At 36.2% G+C, this 25,550-nt stretch carries 24 protein-coding genes, 1 other RNA gene and 1 pseudogene; 22 read left to right on the forward strand and 4 right to left on the reverse strand.

The window, feature by feature from the left end; genetic code table 11:
- Window positions 1–11: 11 nt before the first annotated feature.
- Both BCR24_RS06135 and BCR24_RS06140 read left to right on the forward strand, forming a co-directional pair.
- Window positions 12–1,682: a peptide ABC transporter substrate-binding protein gene (locus BCR24_RS06135; protein WP_069639688.1), complete on the forward strand. Its 1,671-nt coding sequence runs from the start codon at window positions 12–14 to the stop codon at window positions 1,680–1,682.
- 243 nt (window positions 1,683–1,925) lie between these two features.
- Window positions 1,926–3,527, forward strand: a complete 1,602-nt coding sequence (locus BCR24_RS06140; RefSeq protein WP_069639689.1) for a CTP synthase — start codon at window positions 1,926–1,928, stop codon at window positions 3,525–3,527.
- A gap of 53 nt (window positions 3,528–3,580) precedes the next feature.
- Here the strand turns inward: BCR24_RS06140 and BCR24_RS06145 are convergent, their stop codons facing one another.
- The gene (locus BCR24_RS06145; protein ID WP_069639690.1) at window positions 3,581–5,902 is read right to left on the reverse strand and encodes a PBP1A family penicillin-binding protein; all 2,322 of its coding nucleotides are present in this window, start codon (window positions 5,900–5,902) and stop codon (window positions 3,581–3,583) included.
- Window positions 5,892–6,533: a Holliday junction resolvase RecU gene (gene recU, locus BCR24_RS06150; protein ID WP_069639691.1), complete on the reverse strand. Its 642-nt coding sequence runs from the start codon at window positions 6,531–6,533 to the stop codon at window positions 5,892–5,894. The genes BCR24_RS06145 and recU overlap by 11 nt, the downstream gene beginning before the upstream one ends.
- 61 nt (window positions 6,534–6,594) lie before the next feature.
- Between recU and BCR24_RS06155 the strand changes: the two genes are divergently transcribed.
- The 7 genes from BCR24_RS06155 to nth all read left to right on the forward strand — a co-directional run bounded on the left by BCR24_RS06155 (window position 6,595) and on the right by nth (window position 12,257).
- Window positions 6,595–7,137 carry an SLOG family protein gene (locus tag BCR24_RS06155; protein WP_069639692.1) on the forward strand — a complete coding sequence of 181 codons (543 nt, stop codon included), beginning with the start codon at window positions 6,595–6,597 and terminating at the stop codon, window positions 7,135–7,137.
- A gap of 93 nt (window positions 7,138–7,230) precedes the next feature.
- The gene (gpsB, locus tag BCR24_RS06160; RefSeq protein ID WP_069639693.1) at window positions 7,231–7,662 is read left to right on the forward strand and encodes a cell division regulator GpsB; all 432 of its coding nucleotides are present in this window, start codon (window positions 7,231–7,233) and stop codon (window positions 7,660–7,662) included.
- 22 nt (window positions 7,663–7,684) lie between these two features.
- Window positions 7,685–8,060: RNase P RNA component class B (rnpB, locus tag BCR24_RS06165), an RNA gene on the forward strand.
- 112 nt (window positions 8,061–8,172) lie between these two features.
- Window positions 8,173–9,336, forward strand: coding sequence for a THUMP domain-containing class I SAM-dependent RNA methyltransferase (locus tag BCR24_RS06170; RefSeq protein ID WP_069639694.1), 1,164 nt, complete (start codon window positions 8,173–8,175; stop codon window positions 9,334–9,336).
- Window positions 9,337–9,346: 10 nt separating this feature from the next.
- Window positions 9,347–10,846, forward strand: a complete 1,500-nt coding sequence (locus BCR24_RS06175) for a carboxypeptidase M32 (RefSeq protein ID WP_069639695.1) — start codon at window positions 9,347–9,349, stop codon at window positions 10,844–10,846.
- A gap of 35 nt (window positions 10,847–10,881) precedes the next feature.
- The gene (locus tag BCR24_RS06180; protein ID WP_069639696.1) at window positions 10,882–11,598 is read left to right on the forward strand and encodes a DnaD domain protein; all 717 of its coding nucleotides are present in this window, start codon (window positions 10,882–10,884) and stop codon (window positions 11,596–11,598) included.
- An 11-nt stretch (window positions 11,599–11,609) separates the two neighbouring features.
- Window positions 11,610–12,257 (forward strand): endonuclease III, encoded by a 648-nt coding sequence (gene nth / locus BCR24_RS06185; protein ID WP_069639697.1) that lies wholly within the window; start codon window positions 11,610–11,612, stop codon window positions 12,255–12,257.
- A 43-nt stretch (window positions 12,258–12,300) separates the two neighbouring features.
- On the opposite strand, the gene BCR24_RS06190 is transcribed toward nth, so the two are convergent.
- The gene (locus BCR24_RS06190) at window positions 12,301–14,103 is read right to left on the reverse strand and encodes a glycerophosphoryl diester phosphodiesterase membrane domain-containing protein (protein WP_069639698.1); all 1,803 of its coding nucleotides are present in this window, start codon (window positions 14,101–14,103) and stop codon (window positions 12,301–12,303) included.
- Window positions 14,104–14,194: 91 nt separating this feature from the next.
- Window positions 14,195–14,584: pseudogene (locus BCR24_RS06195) on the reverse strand (TVP38/TMEM64 family protein); the annotation flags it as partial.
- Between the two features lie 501 nt (window positions 14,585–15,085).
- Between BCR24_RS06195 and BCR24_RS06200 the strand changes: the two are divergent.
- From BCR24_RS06200 to BCR24_RS06255, 13 genes are all read left to right on the forward strand, one after another.
- The gene (locus BCR24_RS06200; protein ID WP_069639699.1) at window positions 15,086–16,453 is read left to right on the forward strand and encodes an Nramp family divalent metal transporter; all 1,368 of its coding nucleotides are present in this window, start codon (window positions 15,086–15,088) and stop codon (window positions 16,451–16,453) included.
- Between the two features lie 119 nt (window positions 16,454–16,572).
- Window positions 16,573–17,097: a ribosome maturation factor RimM gene (gene rimM / locus BCR24_RS06205; RefSeq protein ID WP_069639700.1), complete on the forward strand. Its 525-nt coding sequence runs from the start codon at window positions 16,573–16,575 to the stop codon at window positions 17,095–17,097.
- Complete coding sequence (trmD, locus tag BCR24_RS06210) at window positions 17,087–17,824, forward strand: tRNA (guanosine(37)-N1)-methyltransferase TrmD (protein WP_069639701.1); 738 nt, start codon at window positions 17,087–17,089, stop codon at window positions 17,822–17,824. Before rimM ends, trmD begins: the two co-directional genes overlap by 11 nt.
- A gap of 39 nt (window positions 17,825–17,863) precedes the next feature.
- A complete protein-coding gene (locus BCR24_RS17265) occupies window positions 17,864–18,115 on the forward strand; it encodes a CatA-like O-acetyltransferase (RefSeq protein ID WP_204638639.1) in 252 nt (83 codons plus the stop codon).
- A 40-nt stretch (window positions 18,116–18,155) separates the two neighbouring features.
- Window positions 18,156–18,506, forward strand: a complete 351-nt coding sequence (locus BCR24_RS17270; RefSeq protein ID WP_204638641.1) for a CatA-like O-acetyltransferase — start codon at window positions 18,156–18,158, stop codon at window positions 18,504–18,506.
- Between the two features lie 134 nt (window positions 18,507–18,640).
- Window positions 18,641–18,988: a 50S ribosomal protein L19 gene (rplS, locus tag BCR24_RS06220; RefSeq protein WP_010761540.1), complete on the forward strand. Its 348-nt coding sequence runs from the start codon at window positions 18,641–18,643 to the stop codon at window positions 18,986–18,988.
- 327 nt (window positions 18,989–19,315) lie between these two features.
- Complete coding sequence (locus BCR24_RS06225) at window positions 19,316–19,966, forward strand: hypothetical protein (protein ID WP_069639702.1); 651 nt, start codon at window positions 19,316–19,318, stop codon at window positions 19,964–19,966.
- A 468-nt stretch (window positions 19,967–20,434) separates the two neighbouring features.
- Window positions 20,435–20,854 (forward strand): MerR family transcriptional regulator, encoded by a 420-nt coding sequence (locus tag BCR24_RS06230; protein ID WP_069639703.1) that lies wholly within the window; start codon window positions 20,435–20,437, stop codon window positions 20,852–20,854.
- 76 nt (window positions 20,855–20,930) lie between these two features.
- A complete protein-coding gene (locus BCR24_RS06235) occupies window positions 20,931–21,797 on the forward strand; it encodes an aldo/keto reductase (protein WP_069639704.1) in 867 nt (288 codons plus the stop codon).
- Window positions 21,797–22,438 carry a flavodoxin gene (locus BCR24_RS06240; protein ID WP_069639705.1) on the forward strand — a complete coding sequence of 214 codons (642 nt, stop codon included), beginning with the start codon at window positions 21,797–21,799 and terminating at the stop codon, window positions 22,436–22,438. The genes BCR24_RS06235 and BCR24_RS06240 overlap by 1 nt, the downstream gene beginning before the upstream one ends.
- A 40-nt stretch (window positions 22,439–22,478) precedes the next feature.
- Window positions 22,479–23,099: an NAD(P)H-binding protein gene (locus tag BCR24_RS06245; protein ID WP_069639706.1), complete on the forward strand. Its 621-nt coding sequence runs from the start codon at window positions 22,479–22,481 to the stop codon at window positions 23,097–23,099.
- Between the two features lie 195 nt (window positions 23,100–23,294).
- On the forward strand, window positions 23,295–23,939 hold the full coding sequence (locus tag BCR24_RS06250) for a flavodoxin (protein WP_338064548.1): 645 nt from the start codon (window positions 23,295–23,297) through the stop codon (window positions 23,937–23,939).
- A 16-nt stretch (window positions 23,940–23,955) separates the two neighbouring features.
- Window positions 23,956–25,254: an MFS transporter gene (locus BCR24_RS06255; protein WP_204638638.1), complete on the forward strand. Its 1,299-nt coding sequence runs from the start codon at window positions 23,956–23,958 to the stop codon at window positions 25,252–25,254.
- The last annotated feature ends 296 nt before the right edge of the window (window positions 25,255–25,550 follow it).

Here is a 25,550-nt window from a genome sequence, read left to right on the forward strand (position 1 = left end):
AGGTGGAACGTATGAAAAAAGGGTTAAAACAAAGTTTAACAGTGTTAACAACAGTGCTGCTGCTTTCGGCTTGCGGGGGAAATTCAAGCGATAAATCAGCAAACAGTACAGACAAGAAGAATGAAACTGGGCAAAAATCAGCAAAAGTCTTAAACTTGATGGAAGCTTCAGAAGTAGGATCGATGGACACGATTTTCACGCAAGATGAACCAAGTGTCAATGCCCAATCCAATGTTTTTGAAGGACTCTATCAATTAGATGAAAAAGATACAATCATTCCTGCTGTAGCAAAAGAATTACCAGAAATTTCGGCAGATGGTAAAACATACACTATTAAACTTAGAGATGATGCGAAATGGTCAAATGGAGATAACGTAACAGCCAACGATTTTGTTTTTGCTTGGAAAAAGATGGCTGATCCTAAAAATCAGGCAAACTACTTCTTCTTGATGGATGGCACGATTCTCAACGGGACAGAGATCGTAAATGAAGAAAAATCAGCAGATGAACTAGGCGTAACAGCTATTGATGATTACACACTTGAAATCAAAATGGAAAAGCCTGTTACTTATTTCACTTCATTACTAGCATTTTCACCTTTCTTTCCGCAAAATGAAAAATTTGTAACGGAAAAAGGCAAAGAATATGGAACATCTAGTGAAAATATCGTATCTAATGGCCCATTCTTGATGGAAAACTGGGATCAATCATCAATGTCTTGGGATTTGGTTGAAAATCCAAATTATTATGATGCAGATAAAGTCAAATCAGAAAAAATCCATTTTGAAGTGTTAAAAGAAACCAATACGGTTTTCAATCTATATGAATCAGGCGAATTAGATGTAGCGATTCTGACAGGAGATTTCGCTAAGCAAAATAAAGATAATCCTGATTATGAAGCAGTTCAACGCTCAAAAGTGTATTCTTTACGAATGAATCAAAAAAGAAACGACAAGCCATCGATCTTTGCAAACGAAAATGTACGTAAAGCTGTTGCCTATGCGCTTGATAAGAAGAGCCTAGTAGAAAATATCTTAGCAGATGGTTCCAAAGATATTTATGGTTATATTCCAAAAGACTTTGTTGCAAATCCTGAAACAGGAGAAGATTTTAGAAAAGAAGCTGGGGATCTAGTAAAAACAGATGAAAAATTAGCCAAGGAATATTTAGAAAAAGCGAAAAAAGAATTAAATGGAGACGTGACCATCGAATTATTATCTAAAGATGGTGATGGCGATAAAAAAGTGGCAGAATTCATTCAAGGTCAATTAGAAAAAACACTGCCAGGTTTAAAAATCAATGTGAAGACAGTTCCATTGAACAACTCCATCGAACTGATGAAAAAAGGGGACTATGAACTTTCTGTCAGCATGTGGGGTCCAGATTATCAAGACCCTATGACCTTTTTAGAAAGCTCAGTTAGTACCAAGAATAAAACTAGCTATCGTAGTGAAAAATATGATCAATTAATCGATGATGCGTCGAACAAATATGCAAACGAACCGGAAAAACGTTGGGAAACATTGATTGCAGCTGAAAAAGTCTTGGTAGAAGAAGATGTTGCATTGATTCCATTATACCAACAAGCAAGAGGACAATTAGTTCGACCGGGTGTCGAAGGAATCGAGTACCATAACTTTGGTGCAACTAGCACGTATAAAAACGCTTTTATCAAAGAGTAAACGAATATCGATTTAAGATTTTACTAAAAAACTAAACATCTTCGATCAGAAACACTTGACCTCAAATTGATTTGCTTGTATTATACTACTTGGGCACCTTTGAGAAGGTCAGAAGTTTACAACGAATTTCAGCTCCCTATTCATTTTGGATAGGGAGCTTTTGCTTTTTGTTTTCAGAAAAAGAAACAGTTCATTGTTTGCTTCTCTCTACAAATCTATTTTAAGAAAGGGTTTTTTTATATTATGACAAAATATATCTTTGTTACAGGCGGCGTAGTTTCTTCGATTGGTAAGGGAATTGTCGCAGCATCTCTAGGACGTTTATTAAAAAATCGTGGCTTGAAAGTAACGATTCAAAAATTTGATCCATATATCAATGTGGATCCAGGAACAATGAGTCCTTATCAACATGGAGAAGTTTTTGTCACAGATGATGGTGCCGAAACAGATTTGGATTTAGGTCATTATGAACGATTTATTGATATCAACTTAAATAAATATTCAAACGTGACAACAGGGAAGATCTATTCAGAAGTATTAAGAAAAGAACGTAAAGGTGAATACTTAGGCGCAACAGTACAAGTGATTCCTCATATTACAAATGAAATCAAAGATAAAATCATGCGTGCAGCTAGTATGACGGATGCGGATATCATTATTACAGAAGTTGGTGGAACGGTTGGTGATATTGAATCATTACCTTTCTTAGAAGCTTTACGCCAAATGAAAGCAGAAGTAGGCAGTGATAACGTGATGTATATCCATACGACCTTGATCCCTTACTTAAAAGCAGCTGGCGAAATGAAAACAAAACCAACCCAACATAGCGTAAAAGAATTACGCAGCTTAGGAATCCAACCAAACATTCTAGTTGTTCGTACAGAATTACCTGTTTCTCAAGGGACAAAAAATAAATTAGCGCAATTTTGTGATGTAGAACCAGAAGCAGTTATTGAATCACGTGATGTAGAAACACTTTATTCTATTCCATTAGCCCTACAGGCGCAAAACATGGATCAAATTGTTTGTGATCATTTAAAACTAGATGTACCTGTTGCTGATATGACAGAATGGCGTACATTGGAAGAAAAAGTTTTAGGCTTGAAGAAAACGACAAGAATTGCTCTAGTCGGAAAGTATGTCGAATTACCTGATGCCTATCTGTCAGTAGTCGAAGCATTGAAACACGCTGGTTTTGCTTTTGATTCAGACATTGTGATCGATTGGATCGATTCACAAGAATTGACTGCAGAAAATACTGCAGAAATTTTAAAAGATGCCGATGGAATCTTGGTGCCAGGTGGATTTGGTGATCGTGGTGTGGAAGGGAAGATCGAAGCGATTCGTTTTGCCCGTGAAAATGATGTGCCGTTTTTGGGAATTTGTTTAGGCATGCAAATGGCCTGTGTTGAATTTGCGCGCAATGTCGTTAAATTAGAAGATGCTGGTTCTGCTGAAAACAATCCAGAGATTTTAAATAACATTATTGATTTGATGGCAGATCAAGAAAACGTTGAAAATCTTGGCGGAACATTACGCTTAGGCTTATATCCATGCAAACTTAAAAAAGGCAGTGTCACTGCAACTGCATATGAAGGACAAGAAGTCGTGCAAGAGCGTCATCGTCATCGTTATGAGTTCAATAATAAATACCGTCAATTATTTGAGGAAAAGGGCTTAGTCTTTTCGGGTGTATCGCCAGATAATCGTCTAGTTGAAATTGTTGAGCTGCCAGAGAAAAAATTCTTCGTCGCTTGTCAATTCCATCCGGAATTGATTTCTAGACCAAACAGACCACAACTTTTGATCAAAGGGTTTGTTGAAGCAGCTTTAAATAATCAATAAGCTAAAAAGGTACGCTATCATGAATAGATAGCGTACCTTTTTTTGTTTCTATATCAGTCAGAAGTCGAACGCCTTCTGACTGAATTATTTTGTATAACAGGAGGAACAGATGATTGTTCTGGCGGATCACTACTTGGCAATACCTCGCTTGGGGATGTTGACACCGGTGGCTCAGGTTGCTGCGTAGAAGTAGCAGGAATTTCATTAGGCTCTGTTGCAGAAGGTTCAGTTTGTGAAGGCATTGTCGAGCTGCTAGACGTCGAATCAGAACTTGTTGAACCTTCAGAAGATGAAGAAGTTACAGAGCCTGTATTTGAAGGCAATAGTTGTTCTTCATAAGCACCTTTAACATACAACTCGCTACCAGAACGTATCACCGTATCCGGCATGACCCAATCATCATTAGAAACGCCTTCTGAAAGATAAGTCATCATTTCTCGATAAACGTCTGAAGCTGTTCCCCAGTATTCGTAAGGAATAGGGGTTAAGCGCTGCTTATAGCCTGTCCAAACCGAAACTGCATAATGGGGAGTATACCCAACAAAAGTGCTGTCAGGGGCAATGCTGGACGATTCAGAAGCGCCCATTTTTGCAAGATCATCCTCTGTATAATTGGCTGTACCTGTTTTCCCAGCTTGTATCAAACCAGGAATGCCTGCATTGAATGCTGTACCGCCAGATATAACGTCTTTTAGCATGTCAGTCATCATATAAGCTGTGGAATCTTTCATTGCTCGTTTACTTTCAGTTTCTGTGACATCTTCAGAACCGTCTTGATAAACAACTTTATTCACGTAATAAGGTTTATTATAGACACCCATATTAGCAAATGCAGCATAGGCAGCTGCTAATTTTAAAGAAGAAACACCATATTTATTGCCATCTAGTTCACTGGTGTTACTAGAGATCGCATTTGCGGCAACAATTTCTTTAAATTCAATACCTAAATCTTTTAGGAAGGCAGCAGATTTATCACTACCAACAGCGTCAAATGTTTGAATAGCTGTTGTATTACGAGAATACATAATGGCTTTACGCATCGTTAATGCACCATAATATTGCATGTCCGCATTGGTAACTGGAATAGTTGTTCCTTCATAAGTAGTAGGTTTATCCATCATGATACGACCAGTTGAATAGTTCAGGTTTTCGATAGCTGGACCATAATCTGCAATAGGTTTCATCGTTGAACCAACATCTCGATCGGTTTCGATAGCAGAATTTGTACCTAATTGTACATCATCAGGGATATTACGTCCGCCAATTTGAGCTTTGACTTGCCCGGTTTTGACATCGATGACGGTTGAAGCAACTTGGAAATCGGGATCAGGATATTGGACATAAGTGTCACTGTTAATAATATCATAGAGTCGTTTTTGGGCATTCATATCAAGATTTGTATGGATATCTAAACCATCGGTGTAGACATTTTTCCCCATAGCTTCGACTTCAGCGATCACTTCTCGGATATAATTATCAACGATCTTACGATTTTCATTCGATTGTTTTAATGGTTGTAGGCCATCATCGATTGGAGTCGCTTTAGCTTCATCATATTCTTTTTGTGAGATTTTTTCATTTTCTTTCATGGTGTATAACACAACGTCACGTCGTTCTTTCGCGACATCCGGGTTGACATATGGGTCGTAATCATTGGGCGCTTGCGGCATACCAGCTAGTAAGGCAGTTTGTGGAAGGGTTAATTCAGCTAACGGTTTTCCATAATAAGATTGAGCTGCCGTTTCCATGCCATATAAACCATTGGCCATATATACTTTGTTAATATAATAGGTTAGAATCTCTTCTTTTGATTTTTCTTTTTCTAATTTCATTGCTAGCCAAGCTTCTTGTGCTTTTCGTTTAAGATTTTGATCTTTTTCTTTGGTAGAAAAATAGGAAAGTTTGATAAGCTGCTGGGTTAGTGTACTACCACCTTGCAGACCACCTGTTTTAAAGTTTGAAAAGGCCGAACCAATGATTCGGATCGGATCAACACCGCTATGCTTATAAAAACGTTTATCTTCAACAGACACAACAGCATCTTTCAGTAAGTCTGGAACGTCCGTAGGTTTGATGATTTCGCGTTTTTCAGCACCTAATTCTTCAAAAACTTCATTATTTGCGTCATACAATTTGGAAGATACAGTTGCACTTAGTTTATCATCTTCTAATTTTGGTGCGTCCTTTGCATAGGACCAGAAGAGTCCAAGGCCTGCAAGGAAGCCTAGAATACCAAGCAGAACTAATCCAAGAAAGAGTTTCAGAAAGATTCTTTTTTTCTTAGGTTTTTTGCCACCATTAGAGGGCGGAATGTCAGCGCCTGTGGGTATATGCCCGTGTCTGGCAGCACGTGATCCTATTTCATCAGTTGTCATTAATCGCAACTCCTTTGTTTGATTGAATATGTTGCCGAACTGCGTCTAAATAAGGGATTCTTGGCGCAATTCCAATTTGGATTTCTATCCCATTTTTTTCAATAATAGATAAAGGCAACGATTTTTTTCCAGTGCTTTCTTGTTCTGACCAATAGGTTACTAATTCTTCTCCGCTAAAAAAGAAACATTTATTCAATGAAGAAAACCACAATAGAACAAAGCAAATTCCTTTTTGCGCTAAGCACTGCTCCATATGATCAATCTGGTGTTGGTGAAAGTTTTTTAAAGGAAAAGAAGTTTTATTCTTAGTTTCCTTTGCTTCAAAATCCAGATAGTAACCATTATAAACACCATTATAATCAGTTGTAGAGGCTTGTCTAAAATAAGCTTCCTTGATCACAGCGGCACTGCGGCTTGGATAATCAACTTTGACAATTTGAACAGGAGTAGGTTTTTTGTGGACAACCGCAGTATTGCGCATTAAATAGTACGCATTACTTTTATTGATTTCTTCCTCAAAATCCATGCCACGTTTACCAAATTGAATTGATTTTTGTTTTTTTACTTGTTTTTTTGATTGGGGTGCTTCATGATTATTGTAGGGAGTACCATTAGGATAATGAAAAGCCATTTCTATCACACTCCTAGCTAACATTATAACAAAAAATCTTTATGAAAGAAAAGGAATGTCTATGGAAATTGTAAAAACACTTTATGTGACTGGCTATAAAAGCTTTGAAATCGGGACTTTTCAAGACAATGACCCTAAAATTACAGTTATTAAAAATCTATTAAAAAAGGAAATCATAGGCTATTTAGACATTGGATTAGAGTGGGTTTTGGTTTCTGGTAACCTTGGAACAGAGATTTGGGCAGCAGAAGTCGTTGCGGAGTTAAAGAATGATTATCCAGAACTAAAATTAGGGCTTGTTTATCCTTTTAAAGACTTTGGTAGTAACTGGAACGAAAAGAATCGAGCAAATTTAGAAAAAATCGAACTATTAGCCGACTTTGTAGATTCAGTAAGCCACCAGCCTTATAAATCACCGGCACAATTAAAAATGCATACCAAATTTTTACTAGAACATTCTGGTGCTGCTTTATTGATATACGATAAGGAATATCCAGGTAAAACGGAGTATTTTCTTAAGGATGCGGAACGTTTTTCTGAAAAATTTCCTTACGAAATCCGCCTGATAACGATGGATGATTTACAAAACTCGATGGATTTGTGATAATCTGTTTGATTTTCTGACGATTTTCCGATACAATAATGCTGTTGAACTATGAACTTTTATCCTAATCAAAGAAAATAATGAGGTGTAAGTATGGCAAATTTAGTATACAGTCCAAAAGATATTTTACAAAAAGAATTTAAAACAAAAATGCGCGGTTATGATCCAGTGGAAGTTGATGAATTTTTAGATAATGTAATCAAAGATTATGAAGCTTATAATAAAGAGCTTCTAACTTTACAAGAAGAAAACAACCGTTTATTAGCTAAACTTGATCAAGCGTCTAAGGTACAACAAGCAATGCCAACACGCGGCGCCCAAGAGATGCCGAAAAGTGCTGCTGTTACTAACTTTGACATTCTAAAGCGTTTGTCTAATTTAGAGCGTGAAGTATTCGGGAAAAAATTGGATGATACTCCTGCTTCAAATCCAATTTCAGGTATGAGTCATTCTAACCCATATGAAAGTAATCTACACAATTCTTATGAACGTGAAATCGACCACTCAGAAACACGTCAGTTTTAATTGATAAACATCAAATTTTGTAATTTTCGGGTGATCGCGGTTTGAATTTTATTCAAGCTGAGGAAAGTCCATGCTCGCACAGACTGAGATGTCTGTAGTGTTCGTGCTTAGCGAAATCATAAGCTAAGGTATTCTAGTAATAGAATAACGGCAGGAAAAATGACTAAGGTTTCGGCTACGTCAAAGTACCCTTGAAAGTGCCACAGTGACGAAGCAATTTTGGAAACGGAATTGGTGGAACGCGGTAAACCCCTCGAGCGAGCAACCCAAACAATGGTAGGGGCACTCTTCTAAAGGAAATGAACGAGTAGAAGAGGCAGATTAATTTCTGCAGATAGATGATGACCGTCGAATGTTTTCTCCTGAGAGGCATTCGATACAGAACATGGCTTACAGAAAATTACAAGTATTCAGGATGACCTTCCAACTTTGTTGTGAAGGCTTTTTTTAAAGTAAGAGATAAATAGAGTAACGAAGTTCTTAACGATAACAAGAACAAGAGGAGATATAATGACAAAAGAAAAAACATTTAAACTTGTTGCAACGGCAGCAAGTGGTCTAGAAGCGTTAGTAGGAAAAGAATTACGTGATTTAGGTATTCCTTGTGAAGTAGAAAATGGCAAAGCCTTGTTTGAAGGAAACATGGAAACAATTGCGACAGCAAACTTATGGCTCCGTACAGCAGACCGTATTAAAATTATTGTCGGTGAGTTTGATGCCTTTAGCTTTGATGAGCTATTTGAAAAAGTCAAAGCGTTGCCTTGGGAAGATTATCTACCGATGGATGCTGAATTTCCTGTGGCTGGAAAATCAATTAAGTCCAAATTATATAGCACACCTGATTGTCAATCCATTACGAAAAAGGCCATCGTTAATCGCTTGAGAGAAGTGTATCATCGTCCAGCAACAGTGCCATTGGCTGAAACAGGTGCTTTTTTTCAAATAGAAGTGGCTCTTTTAAAAGATCATGTTACTGTAACGATTGACACGACTGGTCCGAGCTTATTTAAACGTGGTTATCGTATTGAAAAAGGTGGAGCACCACTAAAAGAGAATATGGCTGCAGCCTTAGTGATGTTAACGAATTGGCGCAAAGACCGACCATTCTTTGATCCTGTGTGTGGGTCTGGGACGATTTGTATTGAAGCCGCACTTATCGGACATAATATTGCGCCAGGCTTTAACCGTGAATTTGTCTGTGAAACATGGGATTGGTTTGATGCTGCTGTTTTCGAAAAAGTTCGTAAAGAAGCAGATGAAAAAGCCGATTATGATATCGAATTAGACATCATGGGTTCAGATATCAATGGAAAAATGATCGAAATCGCCAAAGCAAATGCAGAAGAAATCGGATTGGGTGACTCAATTACCTTCAAGCAATTAGCTGTGCATGATTTTACAACAGAAAAAGAATACGGTGTAATGGTTGCAAATCCACCTTATGGAGAACGACTTGGGGAAGAAGAATCTGTTCGTAAACTTTATAAAGAGATGGGAGAGGTTTTCCGTCCCCTTAAAACTTGGAGTAAATATATCTTAACGAGTGATTTAACATTTGAACAATATTATGGGGCTAGAGCAACCAAGAAAAGAAAACTTTATAATGGTGCCCTGCGTACCGATTTATTCCAATATTGGGGCGAAAGACCGCCAAGAAGACCAAGAGAAGAGTAGGTAAAATAATATGAAAGAACAAGAATTTTTACAAGAGATAAAAGAAATCGAATTGCTGAAGGAAGCATTGGGATTACTGGAGTGGGATAGCCAAACAGGAATGCCAGAAGCTAGTAGTGCCTTTCGCGGAGAAACTGTAGGCTATCTATCTGGGATGGCATTTGAGCGCAGCGTTGGGCCAAAAATTCAAGAAGGATTGACTTATTTTGACACACATTCGGATGAGCTATCAGAACTAGGATTAGCGGTTTACAAAAAGGTCAAAGAAGAGTATGAGCTAAATCACAGTATTCCAACGAATCGGATGCAAGCTTACAATACGGCACTTACTAACGCGCATAATGCTTGGCTACAGGCTAGGAAATCTAAAGATTTTGCTCAGATGAAAAATGAAATTCAAACAATCGTTGATTTTTTGAAAGAGTTCATTCCATATTGGAAGAAAGACGAAGCCACAAATTATGATGTGCTATTAAATCAATACGAACCAGACCTAAGTGTTGAAAAACTAGATCAGATTTTTGGGCAAGTGAAATCTGGTATTATGGAGATTAGAGCGAAAATTGCTGAAAAAGGAACGATACCACGTACAGATTTTTTATCGAGACGTGTCACAAAGGAGCAGCAAAGAACCTTTGTTATAGGAGTTGCAGAGCAGTTAGGCTATGATTTTTCTCGAGGACGTTTAGATGATACCGTTCATCCATTTATGTTGGATTTAAATCGGAATGATGCGCGAATCACGACACGTTGGGATGAGTTAAATTTTGCGATGGCAACATTTGGCGTTATTCATGAAGCCGGTCATGGTATTTATGAACAAAGTATTGACCCAAAATATGATCATACACCCCTTTCGGCAGGTGCTTCGATGGGAATCCATGAATCTCAGTCGCTATTTAATGAAATTATTCTTGGAAGTAATAAACATTTTTGGAAAAAACAGTTCCCTTTTTTCCAAAAATGTACAGAAGGTACTTTTGATGATATTGAATTTGAGACTTTCTACGATTCCTTAAAGGAAACGAAAGCAAGTTTAGTCCGAATTGAGGCAGATAGTTTAACCTATCCACTGCATATCATCATTCGTTATGAAATAGAGAAGATGATTTTTAATGAAGGGGTTTCTGTAGCGGACTTACCACAAATCTGGAATGACAAATATGAAGAGTATTTAGGCATTCGTCCGATTAATGACTTAGAAGGAATTGTTCAAGATGTTCATTGGTCAGGCGGTAGTTTTGGCTATTTTCCTTCGTATGCTTTAGGTTATATGTACGCTGCGCAATTACGTCATGCGATGGGCAAAGAAATCAATGTAGATGCCGTTTTAGCTAGTGCAGATTACTCATCGATCAAAGACTGGTTGACAAAGCACATTCACCAATATGGTGCTTCGAGAAAGCCAAATCAATTGATCTTAGATGCAACAGGTGAAACGCTGAATCCACAATATTTGATCGATTATATGAAATCAATTTATTATGATGTCTATAAAATTAAAGAGTAATGCTGTTATTGAGCAACAGAAACGAGGGAGCGGTTATGTTATCAATCAAAGAATACCTAAATGCTGGTGAAACAACTGTCTCCAATTTAGTAATCGAGAACTATCAGAAAATTGGTCTAACCGATGAAGAGTTTCTATTTTGGCTACAATTATTTCGTTCTCAAGCTAAAGGAGATTTATTTCCAGATTTGGCTGAGATCAGTTTGATCATGGGAAAACCTATAGATGTTATCTATAAATTATTGAATCAACTTGTTTCACGTGGATTTTTAATCATTGAAACAAAACAGAATGATCAAGGCCAAATGATGGATACGTATGATTTACTACCCATTTTTGAAAAGATCGGTCTTTTACAACAAAAGCAGATAGAAAAACAAAAAGAAATCACATCAGAAGAAACAATCAAACAGCTTTATCAAGGATTTGAAAAAGAGTTTGGTCGTCAACTATCGCCAATCGAGCTTGAGATGATCGGTCAGTGGTTAGAAACAGATCACTACCAACCGGAACTTATTCGATTAGCATTAAGAGAAGCAGTGTTAAATCAAGCTTATAGCTTAAAATATATCGATCGGATCTTATTAGCTTGGGAGCGTAAAAATATTACGACAAAAGAACAAGTTGCAGAAGATCAAAAACGACGAAAACAAGTGCTTATCCAAAAAGAAATCGAACAACAAGGTGCTCAAAATGAGCCAATTCCAAAAGTTACCTTACACAATTGGCTTAATCCAGAAGATAGTGAGTAGGAGGTAGATAAATGCTTTCTAAAGAGAAAACAATGGAAGCAATAGAAATCATGTATGATATGTTCCCAGAAGCAGCATGCGAACTTACACATAAAAGTCCATTTCAACTATTAATTGCTGTTATTTTAAGTGCCCAAGCAACGGATGTTTCTGTTAATAAGGCCACACCTGCCTTATTTGCTGCATATCCAACACCTGAGGCCCTTGCGGTAGCACCAATAGACGATATCATTCAAAAAATCAAAACGATTGGCTTGTATCGAAATAAAGCAAAGAATATTAAAGCTTGTGCTGTACAATTATTAGATCAGTTTGATGGAAAAGTGCCTGAAACTCGTGAAGAGCTGGTATCTTTACCAGGCGTCGGCCGTAAAACGGCAAATGTTGTGATGGGTGATGCATTTGGAGAACCTGCGATTGCAGTCGATACACATGTAGAGCGCGTATCAAAGCGTTTACGCATTTGTAAATTAGAGGCAAATGTTATGGAAGTAGAAAAAACATTGATGAGAAAAATTCCTAAAGAATTATGGGTCAAAACACACCATACGATGATTTTTTTCGGTCGTTACCACTGTTTAGCTCGAAATCCTAAATGTAATATTTGTCCGCTTCTATACCTGTGCCAAGAGGGGAAAACTCGAATGGCTTCTAAATAAAAAAAGAGTGAACTATAAAAAAATTATAGTTCGCTCTTTTTATTTAGCCAATGCCAATAACAAAATGAAGTAATTTATCTGAATAAGTTAGCTCATCTAAATCAGTTTTAATTGTTTTATTAAGTAATTTCAATTCATCGGTAACAATGCCGTCCACGCCATAAAACATCATACGTGTCATCGTATCTTCATCATTAACAGTCCAAGCATAGACTTTTTTACCATCATTATGGGCTGCATTAATAAAGTTTCGGTTTAATGTCGTATATTCCATTGTAAAAAAATCTACGTTTGAAACAGGCGGCCCAACGATGTTGAATGGCAAAATATAACCAACATAAAATTGCGGTTCCAGTTCCTTTAGTTCTGTTGCTGTACTAAATGTCAACGTTTGTAGAATATGCTTCTCAGATAAAATAATCGGGCGGTATTTCTTGGTAAAACGGGCAACTAAATCTGGACTATCTTGCGGTGTCGTTTTGATTTCAATCAATAACTTCTGCTTGAGTTGTTTGGCTTTAGTTAAATATTGATCAAAAGAGCAAACACTCGCCTCCATCCCATTCTCCTTGGCAGTCAGTTGAGTCAATTCAGCTAATGTTAATTGATTAGGTCTTTTATCTATACCAGTCAGTTTTTTTAGATTGAAATCATGCATCACGACAAATTGTTTGTCTTTTGTTTCCTGAACGTCCATTTCTATATAACTGGGCTTCTCTAAACTTGTCTTCTCAAGAGCAGTCAAAGTATTTTGAACACCATTTGCTGCATCGACTCCTCTGTGAGAAATGGTTAATGGCTCTGTTAACGAGGGTCTACTTAGAAAGTCTGTATTATAAGCTCCCACACCAATACCAAAAATCGTTGCAATAAAGGCAAATGTTCCAACTTTTATGGCTGTCCATTCCTTTTTTTGCTGTTGTGGCTGATCAAAAAACCACTGGGGTAAATCTGGCAAAAAGCCTTGGTCATCCATATAATCGATTGTTACATAGAAGATTCCCACAGTAGAGAAGACAATATTAAGTAGCAAAATAAACTGTAAAAGCGTCATTCCAATAACGGCACTCACTAAAGCGTAGTTGGGGAATGTTGTTTCAATAATTGCTTGAACACTTAAGATCACTGTCGAACTGATAATAAAAACCAGAAGAATGCTACCACCGATCACGATAAACTGTCCTAAGATTTTAAAGAAATGCTGTTTTGTTGAGCGCCAACTTTCAGTAACAGCTTGACGAAAGGGAACATCCCTTAAAATCATTTCTGGTAAGGCAAAAATCAAACGAATAGACAGATAGAAAAAGAGCAAATAGCCTAAGATAACGAAGGCAATGATTGTTACACGATTGGCAAAGATAAAGTCCATAATAAATGCTGGAATCTTTATTTTTGCAAGTAAATCTGAGTTAAAACCCAATCCACTCAATGGCAAAACCAAGAAAAAATAAAATAAAAAAAACAAAATGGTACTGAATTTAAGTTTCTTTAGTTGAAGAAGTGTTCCTTTAAGCAAATTAGTCAGTGCAATCGGTTCTTTTTTCTTTATGAAAAAAATGCTCAAAAGCAAAAAAGTATATTCAAAAAAAACAGCAATGACAATCATCAATAAGACAATAATCAAAGCAAGTAGAACGACTGGATGTCTTGTCAAAATCACTGGAATCGTATCATAAGATAAATAACTGATATTTCCTTGTTTTAATATAAAACGAGTAGAACTAGCTAAAAGCGGTAAGAGAACAAAAAGCATAAAACCATGCATCAATAAAACATCACGAAAATACGCTGAAGTCCCTGAGAAAAAATCTAACATATTTTTAAAACTATTTTTTAAGTATTTCATCATCTGATCCACCCTTATACAAATTAGAAGAAAAGAAAATAGGATACAATTGCATCCTATCATTACAGTTTCTATTATATATTTTTACGCTCTAAAAGCCTAATAAACCGTTTAAAAATGTGCCGCCATAGATCAAAGCTAAACTATATAAGAAAATGGAAACAGGTTTTGCTAAAATAATGATCAATGTAAATTTCTTTAAAGACATTTTAGTTAAGCCTGCCATCAAACAGAGCGCATCATCAGGAGCTATTGGCAGAAAAATTGCTAAAGCGAATAAACGCTCAAAACGTTTTTCATTATCCAACCAGCCAATGTATTTATTATAAGTCTTATCACTAACTAAACTTAAAATAAACGGTTTTCCATACTGACGACCTAATAAGAAAATGATGACAGAGCCAATCGCAATCCCTACATAATTATAGATGAATCCTGCGAAGGGACCAAAGATCAGTACACCAGCAGCACAACTAATGCCTCCAGGAATAATCGGGATCACCACTTGAATAATCTGGATCAGCATGAATAGTATTGGACCTAAGATAACTGAGTCACCGACTAACCCTCTCAAAGCGTCTACATCTTTAAAAACACCTAATCGTATAAAATAAATCGTCACAGCAATTGTGGCTATAATCCCCACGATTGAAATGCAATTGATAATTTTTCTTGAAAGCGCGATGCTCATTTGTATCATCTCCTTAAAATTACTATCTATAGTATAAAAGTCTTCTACCTATTTTACCATTGTTATTTATCAAATCTTACGAACAAAGTTGTAAGGAGGTAACTTATCTAAAAACATTATACAAAAAAGAACGACTAGAAACATCCTACTTTAGCCCTAAATAAAAAAATAGCCAAAGGTTTTCTATTTACAAGCAACAATGAGAGGTCTATAATTATGTTAAATATTATGGTGTCCCTAAAAAATAAATAATATAAACCTGATGATTTATAGTTGGAAGAAGGATAAATGATGAAAGAGGAAAAAAAGGAAGTAGAAAAGTTGTTGGATTACGCAAATGGTCCTAGTTTAGAAGAAATTAACAATACTGTTGATGTTCCCAAAAATGCTAGTTTTTGGCGGACATTGATGGCTTATAGCGGCCCCGGTGCATTAGTAGCAGTGGGATATATGGACCCAGGGAACTGGATTACTTCCATTGCTGGCGGTGCTGAATATAAATATGCATTATTAAGTGTTGTTTTATTATCGAGTTTGATTGCTATGCTACTTCAAAGTATGGCAGCCAAGTTAGGGATTGTTACAGGTAGAGACTTAGCCCAAGCGACACGCGAACATACTAATAAGAAAACTGGGTTCGTTTTATGGATTATTACAGAGTTGGCAATCATGGCCACAGATATTGCCGAAGTGATTGGCGGCGCGGTCGCTTTGCAATTATTATTTGGTTTTCCATTATTGATTGGTGTATTGATTACGACATTCGATGTTTTGTTATTATTGCTTTTAACAAAGCTAGGATTTAGAAAAATTGAGGCAATTGTAGCCTGTTTAATTGCTGTTATCTTTTTTGTATTTGCATATGAAGTAGCACTGGCTGATCCAAATATTGGCGAAGTACTTCGTGGCTTTATCCCTGATCCCAAAATTGCTAGTGACAAATCAATGCTTTTTTTAGCGTTAGGGATTGTTGGGGCAACTGTTATGCCTCATAACCTATATTTACACTCTTCAATTGCCCAAGCAAGAAAATTCGATCGTAATGATGATAAAGAAAAAGCCAAAGCCATTCGTTTCACGATTTGGGATTCAAATATCCAATTAACTGTGGCTTTTATCGTCAACTGCCTATTACTGATTCTAGGTGGCGCTTTATTTTATGGAACAAATAGTGACCTAGGCAAATTTGTAGATTTGTTCGATGCATTAAAAAACCCAGATATTGTTGGGAATATTGCTAGTCCGGTTTTAAGTATCTTATTTGCAGTTGCATTACTTGCTTCTGGTCAAAATTCTACGATTACAGGCACACTTTCTGGACAAATCGTTATGGAAGGCTTCATTCATTTAAAAATGCCTTTATGGATGCGTAGAGTCGTCACACGTCTGATTGCGATCGTACCGGTGATTATATGTGTTATTCTTTATGGTGGTAGAGAATCAGCAGTGGAAGATCTATTATTGTATACCCAAGTATTCTTAAGCATCGCATTACCAATTTCAATTATTCCCTTAACGATGTATACAAGTGATAAAAAAATTATGGGCAAATTTGCCAATCCTATGTGGGTCAAAGTGCTAGCTTGGATCATCGCTGTTGTTTTAACTGCCTTGAATTTATTCTTGATCTATGGAACAGTAACAGGAGTTAACGCTTAATAGGATAAAAAAGAAAGTAATTCTTTTTAGAATGGCTTTCTTTTTTATTCTATATAATAGAATTCGTTCTATAGAAATGTTAGAATGAAAAAGACAAAATATTGAAATGAGGGTTTTAAGTGACTGAATATTTAAACGTTGGAAAAATCGTCAATACTCAAGGCTTGAAGGGAGAAGTTCGTGTGATCTCACAAACTGATTTTCCAGAGCTGCGTTATAAAAAAGGATCGGTATTGATGCTATTTCAAGAAAAAAAGGAACCAATTGAATTAACGATCAAAACCCATCGGAAACATAAAAATTTTGATATTGTGACTTTTGAAGATCATTTTTCGATCAATGATGTTGAAAAGTATCGTGATGGGATTTTGAAAGTGTCAAAAGAGGACCTGACAGATTTACCTGGGGATGAATTTTATTATCACGAAATCATTGGTTTGACTGTTGTGGATGAAAATAACAAAGAGTTGGGAAAGATAAAAGAAATTCTTTCACCTGGCGCAAATGATGTCTGGGTTGTTCAAAGACCGAAGAAAAAAGATGTGTTGATTCCTTATATCGAATCTGTTGTTAAATCTATTGATTTAGAATCAGGCATCGTTCGTGTAGAAATTCCTGAAGGTTTGATTGACGATGAAAATTGATGTATTGACGCTTTTTCCAAGAATGTTTGAAGGCCCAATGGGGGAGTCGATCATTGGGAAAGCTGTAGAGAAAAATTTACTGGAAATAAATATTTCCAATTTTCGTGATTACTCAGATAATAAGCATCAGTCAGTGGATGATTATCCTTATGGCGGTGGTGCTGGGATGCTTTTAAAGGTTCAGCCGATTTATGATAATTTACGAAGGATCGAAGAAGTATCACCAGAAACTGAAAAACGTGTGATTTTGCTAGATCCAGCGGGGAAACGATTCAATCAAAAAATGGCGGAGGAATTTTCTGAAGAAGAGCATCTAGTTTTTATTTGTGGTCATTATGAAGGATACGATGAACGGATTCGTTCTCTTGTTACGGATGAAGTTTCTTTGGGAGATTATGTTTTGACAGGCGGTGAGTTAGGTGCGATGGTTATGATTGATGCAACGGTTCGTTTGTTGCCAGATGTATTAGGGAATAAATTGTCCGCTCAAACTGACTCGCATTCAACAGGTTTATTGGAACACCCGCAATATACCCGTCCTGCTGAATTCAATGGTATGAACGTGCCAGAAGTACTTACAAATGGAAATCATAAATTAATTGATGAATGGCAGCAAAAAGAGTCGTTACGAAGAACCTTTGAGCGTAGACCAGATATGCTTAAAAAAGTAGAATTAACTGGACAACAATTAAAATGGTTAGAAGAAATTTACAATGAAAAAGTGTAGCATTAGCCTAAATTGAATCATATTAGAGGAGGTGTATCGATGGTCATACCAGCAACAGTTATTGATCAAAATAAATGGGAGCGTAAAGAACACTTTGATTTTTTCTCTAGTAATTGCCTACCTCTGTATGATATCACGACTCAAATTGACGTAACGCATTTTTATCACTACGCAAAACGCAATGAGATTTCCTTTTATTATGGCTTAGTATATGCAACGACCAAAATCATTAATCGCATCGAAAACTTTCGTTATAAAATTTGTGACAATGAGGTAGTTTCTAATTCCTAGTTTTACTGATTTAAAAGCAAACAGTGAACTATTCCATATTATGACACTTGATTTTGAAGGAACGATGAAGGAATTTTCTGATGAAGCGAAAAAAGTAAGTGCTGCTCAACAGATGTATTTTCCTAAATCAGAGTACCCGCAAGATACAATGATACAGTTTTCTTGTCTACCGTGGTTTTCATTTACAAATTTAGGGAATGAATTAAGTTTAGACCGAGATGATTCGATTCCAAAAGTAATATGGGGCAAGTTTGAAAAACATGGGAATCATTTGTTATTACCTTATTCAGTTCAAGTTAATCACCGTCTTATTGATGGCATTCACCTAGGTAAGTTGATAAATCAATTGCAACAATATTTGGATCTGCTTGTGATAGAAGGGACTATTTAAAGTGTAACAAGAAAAATCTCTTTACAGCAAAGAATAGCTATGTTACACTATTTCAGTGAGTGCAAAGCGCTCAACTATTACGATATTCCGCTGTGGCAGTGCCATAAGAATGTTTGGAATGAGGAGAAAAAAGAATGAATCCATTAATTCAAGAATTAACACAAGAACAACTACGTACGGATATTCCTGCGTTTCGTCCTGGAGACACTGTTCGCGTACATGCGAAAGTGGTCGAAGGAACACGCGAACGTATCCAATTATTTGAGGGAGTTGTTATCGGTCGCCGTGGCGCTGGTATCAGTGAAACTTATACAGTACGTAAAATTTCTAATGGTGTTGGTGTGGAACGTACATTCCCATTACACACACCACGTGTTGCTCAAATCGAAGTAGTTCGTTATGGTAAAGTTCGTCGTGCGAAACTTTATTACTTACGTGCATTACATGGTAAAGCAGCTCGTATTAAAGAAATTAGAAGATAAGTGTTTCTTAGATTGCCCGAGTAAGAAAAAAGTGCGAAAGTCCTTGATATCAAGGGCTTTTTCTTTTGGTTTTGTTTAAGGAAATCGTGCGTATTTTCTGTGATTGTCCCAGATTATCCCATCTTGACTACCTGTGTTGTCAGAAAGCAGGTGGAAATCATCAGGAAAGTTGACGACAAAAAGGATTCCTAAAATACCAAAACGATGCCCCAATTTAGTAGATTAGAGGATGAGTCTACTAAATACAGAGAAGAACCTGTGCAGTTGGTGCAGGTGTAAAATGGACAAGCCAAAGTACTTTTTTACAAATGAAAGGGTGAGTGGCTGATGACAGTAAAAGATCATCGAACGATTTGGAAAGAAAAAAATGATTTAGAATTGATGGTATTAATTCAAGAATTTATTGAATTTGAAGGTATCACAAGTGTTAGAGACTATCAGAACGCAAAAAAAGAGTTTCCGAATAAAGTGCCGAGCCTATGGTTTATCAATGAGCGTTTTGGTTCGTGGGAAAATTTGCAAAATCGTTTAGGAAATAAAACATACGATCGATATAGATGGGCAAAATATTCAGACGACCAGCTGTTTGAGATTCTCCAATCTTTTATTGTGAAGAATAATATTCGGTCACAAAGGATGTATGAAAAAAAACGTAAAGGTAAAAACCTCCCAAGCTTATCAACGGTTAATAAAAGGCAGATTGATATAAGCCAATTATTTGATAAACGAGTGGGCTCTAAAAGGTTTGTAACAGACTTTGAATTGCTAACAAGTTTGAAAAATGAAATTGTTCGATTGAACTTGGAAGAAAGCTTATCTATGACTGAATTTAGAAAAAGGCATGATCGAGACGCTTTACCATCAATTGATACAATTATGAGACGAACAAATAAAAATTGGGAAGAGCTACTAACTGAAATTGGGTACGATTATCGACCAATTAAAACAAGTAGACTTTTACAGAATTTAGAAAATTAAATAGTAGAAACAACTGAACATCAGACACTTGAAGCATGACACTAGAGCAAGATTTTGAACCTAAAAATCTTGCTTTTTTTTTGAAGAATAAATTAAATTGGAAGGTGGCAATCTAACACAAATCTGTTTATTCAAGATGAGAATTTTTCAATACTATAATGAAAATAAAGTTAATTAGTATAATAAGCTGTGGATAAGCAGAGGATTCAGTTATTTCTAATTTTTTTTAGACAAGTTTTAATCAATTCTGATTGAAACGATTAATTAATTGTTAAGGAAGTAAGTAAAAAAATTTTTATATAGAAATTTATTCTTTTATAAAGTGGCTTGTTATTCTATTTTGAGATCCTGTTGATGAATTATTTATGGACACTCCGAAAAATTAATGTAGCCTTTTATGCTTTTATTCTTGCCATGGAGTTAGCTCTATGGTTTAGTATAGGTGACAGAAACAAGGAGGGACTTATGATGAATATCAAGAAAGCTGCAGAAATGTTTGATTTAAGCATTGATACGCTACGTTATTATGAACGAGTAGGGGTCATACCGCCTGTTCATCGGAATACAAGCGGTTATCGTGACTATACAACAAATGATTTGAATTGGATTTACTTAGCCAAAAGTTTACGACATGCTGGGTTATCTGTTGAATCTTTAATTGAATTTGCCCAACTAGCTCAATTACGAGAAACAGAGAATGTAGAAGACGCTCAGAAGCAAATTTTATCAGATCAGTTAGAAGAGTTAGATAAAAAGATTGCCGAATTACATGAAGTTAGAGAACTACTGGTTTATAAAATCGAAACGTATGATGAGCATATTGCAAAATTTAAAGCAGGCGAAATGGGACCTGATAAGGTTGAAAAATTATGGGAACGAAAAAAATAGAAGTTTCTACTTGCTATGGAGTTCACTTTAGGGTTTAAGATAGATCATGTAAAGAAAATTAGAGGAGGAAATTGAGATGAAAACAGTTAAATTAAACAATGGTGTAGAAATGCCGCAACTTGGATTCGGAGTGTATCAAATCCCATTAAATGAAACAGCGGAGGCTGTTTACCAAGCAATCAAGGCAGGATATCGTTTGATTGATACGGCGTCTATTTATGGAAATGAAAAAGAGACAGGGGAAGGCATCAAACGTGCAATTGATGAAAAACTTGTGACGCGTGAAGAACTGTTTGTTACGTCAAAACTTTTTATTTTGCAAGCCCCGGAAGCTAAAGCTACTGAAACAATTGAGCAATCACTTACAACTATGGGCTTGGATTATCTAGATCTTTATCTGATTCATCAACCTTACGGAGATATTTATGGCGCATGGAGAGCCATGTGTGCAGCTCAAAAAGTAGGGAAGCTACGAGCGATTGGTATCTCAAACTTCAAATCAGCTAAAATGATTGAATTTGTAGGATTGAATGAAGTGAAACCGCAGATTAATCAAATTGAAGTGAATCCTTGGAATCAGCGAATCGAAGACCAAGAATGGCATGAGAAGTATGATGTACAAGTAGAAGCTTGGGCACCATTTGCAGAGGGACGACATGATTTGTTTACAAATCCAGTTTTGGCTGAAATTGGGGCACAGTACGGTAAAACGGTTGGTCAAGTGGTACTTCGTTGGTTAATGCAACGTGGAATTATCGCTTTAGCAAAATCTGTTCGTCCAGAACGAATGGCTGAAAATATTGATATCTTTGATTTTGAATTATCGAAAGAAGATATTAAAAAAATCGCAAGTTTAGATATGAAAGAATCGGCATTTTTCGATCATGATGCACCGCAACAAGTAGAATGGTTTATGAATCGAATGAAAGAGACAGAGAAATAATGAAAAAGATATTGGTCTTAATTTCGTCATTACTATTTGTATTATCTGGTTGTTTTCAAGCGGATAATACAAAAGAAAGTATTACAAAGGTTAATCCCAATGATAAAGCTGTCATTCTTTATTTTTCTAAACCAGAAATGAATGGTTCTGATACAGTAGCTGGAGCAAGTCGCGTCGTCACAGAAAATGAGGAAATCTTAGGGAATGTTGAACAACTTGCGACTTGGATTGCTGAAGACACAAAGTATCCACTAGCTAAAATTGAAACCACAGAAAATTATCCAGATGATCATGAGGTCTTGGTAGACCAAGCAACAACAGAGCGTTCAAGTGATTTTAGACCTGAATTAAAGCCGCTTAATGTTGATTTGACTGAATATGACACGATTTATATCGGTTATCCAATTTGGTGGTCAGATCTACCAATGGCCATGTATAGCTTTTTTGAGAAAAATGATTTAGCTGGTAAAACAATTATTCCATTCTCAAGCCATGGAGGAAGTGGCTTAGCTGGAACTGTTGAAACGGTGGAAAAATTAAGTAAAGATGCCTCAGTTGAGACTAGTAATGTCTTAAGTATCTCGCGCGATGATATACCCAACTCAAGAAAAGAAGTAGAAAATTGGCTGAAATCATTTTAACTGAGGAATTAAAAATTAAACTTAGAGAAGGGGAAAAATAATGGTTAACGTTCTTATTATTGGTGCAAGTGGTCAAATTCCAGAAGTGTTGATTCCACTTTTACAAGAACAAGCGAATCTGAAATTAACATTGTTTGGAAGAAATGCAACACATTTACCTTATACAGACATAGCCAAAATTTCTGGTGATGCTAGTAATTTGTCAGATTTGATAAATGCCATGCAAAATCAAGACATTGTTTATATGAATTTTGACAATAAATCAGTTACTGAAATGGTGATTAGAGCAATGAGTCAAACAGGCGTTAAACGTATTATTCAGGCTGGTGTTCTAAGTGTTTACGGAGAAGTTTCGGAACCTTTTGCCACTTGGAATAGTCGAATGATGGGAGGTACTGTCGCTCATAACCGAGGCATTGAAGCACTAGAGATAAGTGATTTAGATTATACCTATATGCGGATGACTTGGTTATATAATGGCAAGGGAAGTGACTATGTGGCAAGCCCTAAAGGAGAACCATTTTTAGGTGTTCAAATTAGTAGACGTGCGATTGCTCAATTTGTTCTGGACAATATTACAGGAAAACGCAATGACATAAAAGCGAGTATCGGTTTATGGGAACCAGGTTCAGAAAATAAGCCTAAACCTGATTTCTATTAAATTTAAAGAAAATGTCTTTATTCAAAGGGAATCGTTTAATGCAGTAAAAACAAGTATAAATTCTTTCATCTATGAAGCGTATTAATCGATGCTACTCATAATAAAAGATAAATTAGGGGTGAGACACAGCTTATTTTCTAGCTGTGTTAAAGCCCTCTTCTACATTAAACGGTGTTTCAAAAGGGGAGACACAGAATGAAAAAGAAAGCTATTATCTTGCCAGTAACAGTAATAGGACTAGTTGTGATTATTGCTATTGCTCTATCAAACGTACTGAGCAATGAGACTAATGAAAGGGAAGTGTCTATCATGGTAAATCCTAAAACGTTAATTGTGTATTATTCACGAACTGGAAATACAAAGGTGGTTGCAGAGCTTATTCAAGAAAAGCTCGGCGGGGACTTATTTCAAATTGAAACCCAAGAAAAAAGACCTTCAAATTATAGAAAAGAAGTCGAACAAAATGAAGAGGAACAAGAGGGCAATGTGTTGCCTGAATTAAAATCAAAAATTTCTAATTTCAATCAATATGATCGGATTTTTATAGGAGCACCAACTTGGAATATGGCATTACCACAAGCAATTCTCACGTTTATGGATAGCTATGAGTTTGCGGGAAAAACAGTGATCCCCTTTAATACAAATGGAGGGTATGGAACAGGCTCAACATTCAATCAGATAAAATTTGGTGTTCAAGGAGCGGAAGTTCTTGATGGATATTCTGTGAAAGGTGGAGAAGAAACCAACGGAACCTTACTTGCAATTGAAGGAGAAAGAAAAGTAGAGGTATCAAGAGAAATAGACACCTGGTTAGAAAAGATTGGACAATTAAATAACTAGAAGGAAGTTAAAGAATTTGAATAAACAGAAATTTGGGTTTATATTACCCATAACCTTATTATCTTATTTTCTGATATTAATGGATAACTCAATTATTTTTACAAGTTCAGTTCAGATAGGACAAAGTTTAGGACTCTCTGCTACAGCTCTTTCGTGGGTGTCGAGTGCCTATACGCTCACGTTTGGAGGCTTTTTACTTTTAAGTGGACGTCTCTCTGATTTGTTAGGGAGAAAACGTATTTTTTTAGTTGGATTGCTTATTTTTGGCATCAGCTCACTACTAATAGGGTTATCCCAAACAGCAAATATGATGATTGCCATGCGTGCTGTCCAAGGAATAGGCAGTTCTATTATCGCACCTACGACACTCGCATTGATTATGGATGCTTATAAAGGTGACATGCGACAAAAAGCTATTTCATATTACGGTGCAACCGCTGGAATTGGATCAAGTGTGGGGCTATTAGTCGGTGGTGGCTTGACTAGTTTGATTTCATGGCGTGCAGGTTTTTTGATTAATGTGCCATTCACCGTTATATTGATTTTCTTAACGCTAAAATTTGTAAAGAACTCGGAAATCAAGAAAGAGAAAATTGATTATTTTGGAAGTTTCCTTTCAATTATAGGATTAGTAGGAATTATCTACGGTTTTACTGAGGGAAAGTGGCTTATTATTAGCGTAGGCTTTATTATTTTAGGGTTGTTTATTATTTGGGAACGGAACATTTCTTCCCCTATTTTACCATTGTCTCTTTTTAAAAATAGAGTTCGTTCTGGTGCATATGTTGCTCGTCTATTATTTATGATGGCTATGTTACCATTTTGGTTCTTTTTACCTCAAATGATGCAAAGTCACTATGGTTTTTCAGCATTACAATCCGGCATGGCATTTTTACCGCTGACTATTGTTAATTTTATTGTAGCGATGCAATTGCCAAGGTTAACTTCTAAATTTGGCAATGGCAAGATTTTACTTACTGGAGAGGTAACGTTAGCGCTTGGTTTGATTCTTCTCGCAGTTTCGAACTTAAATAATGGTTATTGGGGTGCGATCTTTGTCCCGATGTTGATACTTGGAGTGGGACAAGGGTTGATTTTAGCACCAGTGACATCGGCAGGAGTCTATGAAGCGCCGACTGAACTCTCCGGTATAGCGAGTGGCGTGACGAATACGATGCATCAGATTGGAGGACCAATTGGTTTATCACTGATTGTTTCTGTTACAAGTGAGTTTCATACTGAAATCTGGATGATGACAGTCTTCACACTTATTTCAATTTTAGTTGTGATATTTTTTGTTAGCTCCAATAAGTAAGCTAATTTATATGTTTAGTAAATTAGTTAAAATGCAGTGACAAGATTCTTTGTAGGGAAAACAGAGGGAATCATGTCCTTTAATAAAGATTAAAAATTAGATATGAGATAATTTTTAACCAATTTTTTTAATTTAATAAGGTCGCGAAAAAAGTCAGATTTTGAACTAAAAAATCTGGCTCTTTGTCAACTAATGTTGGTGAAGAAAATCTAAAGAATTAAATCGATTAATATGATTCCTAGAGGAAATTTCCTCTAGGTTTTTCTATTTTCTTGAAAAAGAATAGTGCCAAAACA

This window comes from Enterococcus ureilyticus (assembly GCF_001730315.1).
Taxonomy (GTDB): Bacteria; Bacillota; Bacilli; order Lactobacillales; family Enterococcaceae; genus Enterococcus_L; species Enterococcus_L ureilyticus.

Excerpts from the sequence above, each read along its gene's own strand:
- gpsB (WP_069639693.1), top strand. The coding sequence starts at position 7,231 with ATGGCAAATTTAGTATACAGTCCAAAAGATATTTTACAAAAAGAATTT.
- BCR24_RS06225 (WP_069639702.1), top strand. The coding sequence starts at position 19,316 with ATGACAGTAAAAGATCATCGAACGATTTGGAAAGAAAAAAATGATTTA.
- BCR24_RS06240 (WP_069639705.1), top strand. The coding sequence starts at position 21,797 with ATGAAAAAGATATTGGTCTTAATTTCGTCATTACTATTTGTATTATCT.
- BCR24_RS06230 (WP_069639703.1), top strand. The coding sequence starts at position 20,435 with ATGAATATCAAGAAAGCTGCAGAAATGTTTGATTTAAGCATTGATACG.
- BCR24_RS06140 (WP_069639689.1), top strand. The coding sequence starts at position 1,926 with ATGACAAAATATATCTTTGTTACAGGCGGCGTAGTTTCTTCGATTGGT.
- BCR24_RS17270 (WP_204638641.1), top strand. The coding sequence starts at position 18,156 with ATGACACTTGATTTTGAAGGAACGATGAAGGAATTTTCTGATGAAGCG.
- BCR24_RS06180 (WP_069639696.1), top strand. The coding sequence starts at position 10,882 with ATGTTATCAATCAAAGAATACCTAAATGCTGGTGAAACAACTGTCTCC.
- rplS (WP_010761540.1), top strand. The coding sequence starts at position 18,641 with ATGAATCCATTAATTCAAGAATTAACACAAGAACAACTACGTACGGAT.
- trmD (WP_069639701.1), top strand. The coding sequence starts at position 17,087 with ATGAAAATTGATGTATTGACGCTTTTTCCAAGAATGTTTGAAGGCCCA.
- BCR24_RS06170 (WP_069639694.1), top strand. The coding sequence starts at position 8,173 with ATGACAAAAGAAAAAACATTTAAACTTGTTGCAACGGCAGCAAGTGGT.
- BCR24_RS06245 (WP_069639706.1), top strand. The coding sequence starts at position 22,479 with ATGGTTAACGTTCTTATTATTGGTGCAAGTGGTCAAATTCCAGAAGTG.
- BCR24_RS06155 (WP_069639692.1), top strand. The coding sequence starts at position 6,595 with ATGGAAATTGTAAAAACACTTTATGTGACTGGCTATAAAAGCTTTGAA.
- BCR24_RS06190 (WP_069639698.1), bottom strand. The coding sequence starts at position 14,103 with ATGAAATACTTAAAAAATAGTTTTAAAAATATGTTAGATTTTTTCTCA.
- BCR24_RS06145 (WP_069639690.1), bottom strand. The coding sequence starts at position 5,902 with ATGACAACTGATGAAATAGGATCACGTGCTGCCAGACACGGGCATATA.
- BCR24_RS17265 (WP_204638639.1), top strand. The coding sequence starts at position 17,864 with ATGGTCATACCAGCAACAGTTATTGATCAAAATAAATGGGAGCGTAAA.
- BCR24_RS06250 (WP_338064548.1), top strand. The coding sequence starts at position 23,295 with ATGAAAAAGAAAGCTATTATCTTGCCAGTAACAGTAATAGGACTAGTT.
- nth (WP_069639697.1), top strand. The coding sequence starts at position 11,610 with ATGCTTTCTAAAGAGAAAACAATGGAAGCAATAGAAATCATGTATGAT.
- BCR24_RS06135 (WP_069639688.1), top strand. The coding sequence starts at position 12 with ATGAAAAAAGGGTTAAAACAAAGTTTAACAGTGTTAACAACAGTGCTG.
- BCR24_RS06200 (WP_069639699.1), top strand. The coding sequence starts at position 15,086 with ATGAAAGAGGAAAAAAAGGAAGTAGAAAAGTTGTTGGATTACGCAAAT.
- BCR24_RS06175 (WP_069639695.1), top strand. The coding sequence starts at position 9,347 with ATGAAAGAACAAGAATTTTTACAAGAGATAAAAGAAATCGAATTGCTG.
- BCR24_RS06235 (WP_069639704.1), top strand. The coding sequence starts at position 20,931 with ATGAAAACAGTTAAATTAAACAATGGTGTAGAAATGCCGCAACTTGGA.
- recU (WP_069639691.1), bottom strand. The coding sequence starts at position 6,533 with ATGGCTTTTCATTATCCTAATGGTACTCCCTACAATAATCATGAAGCA.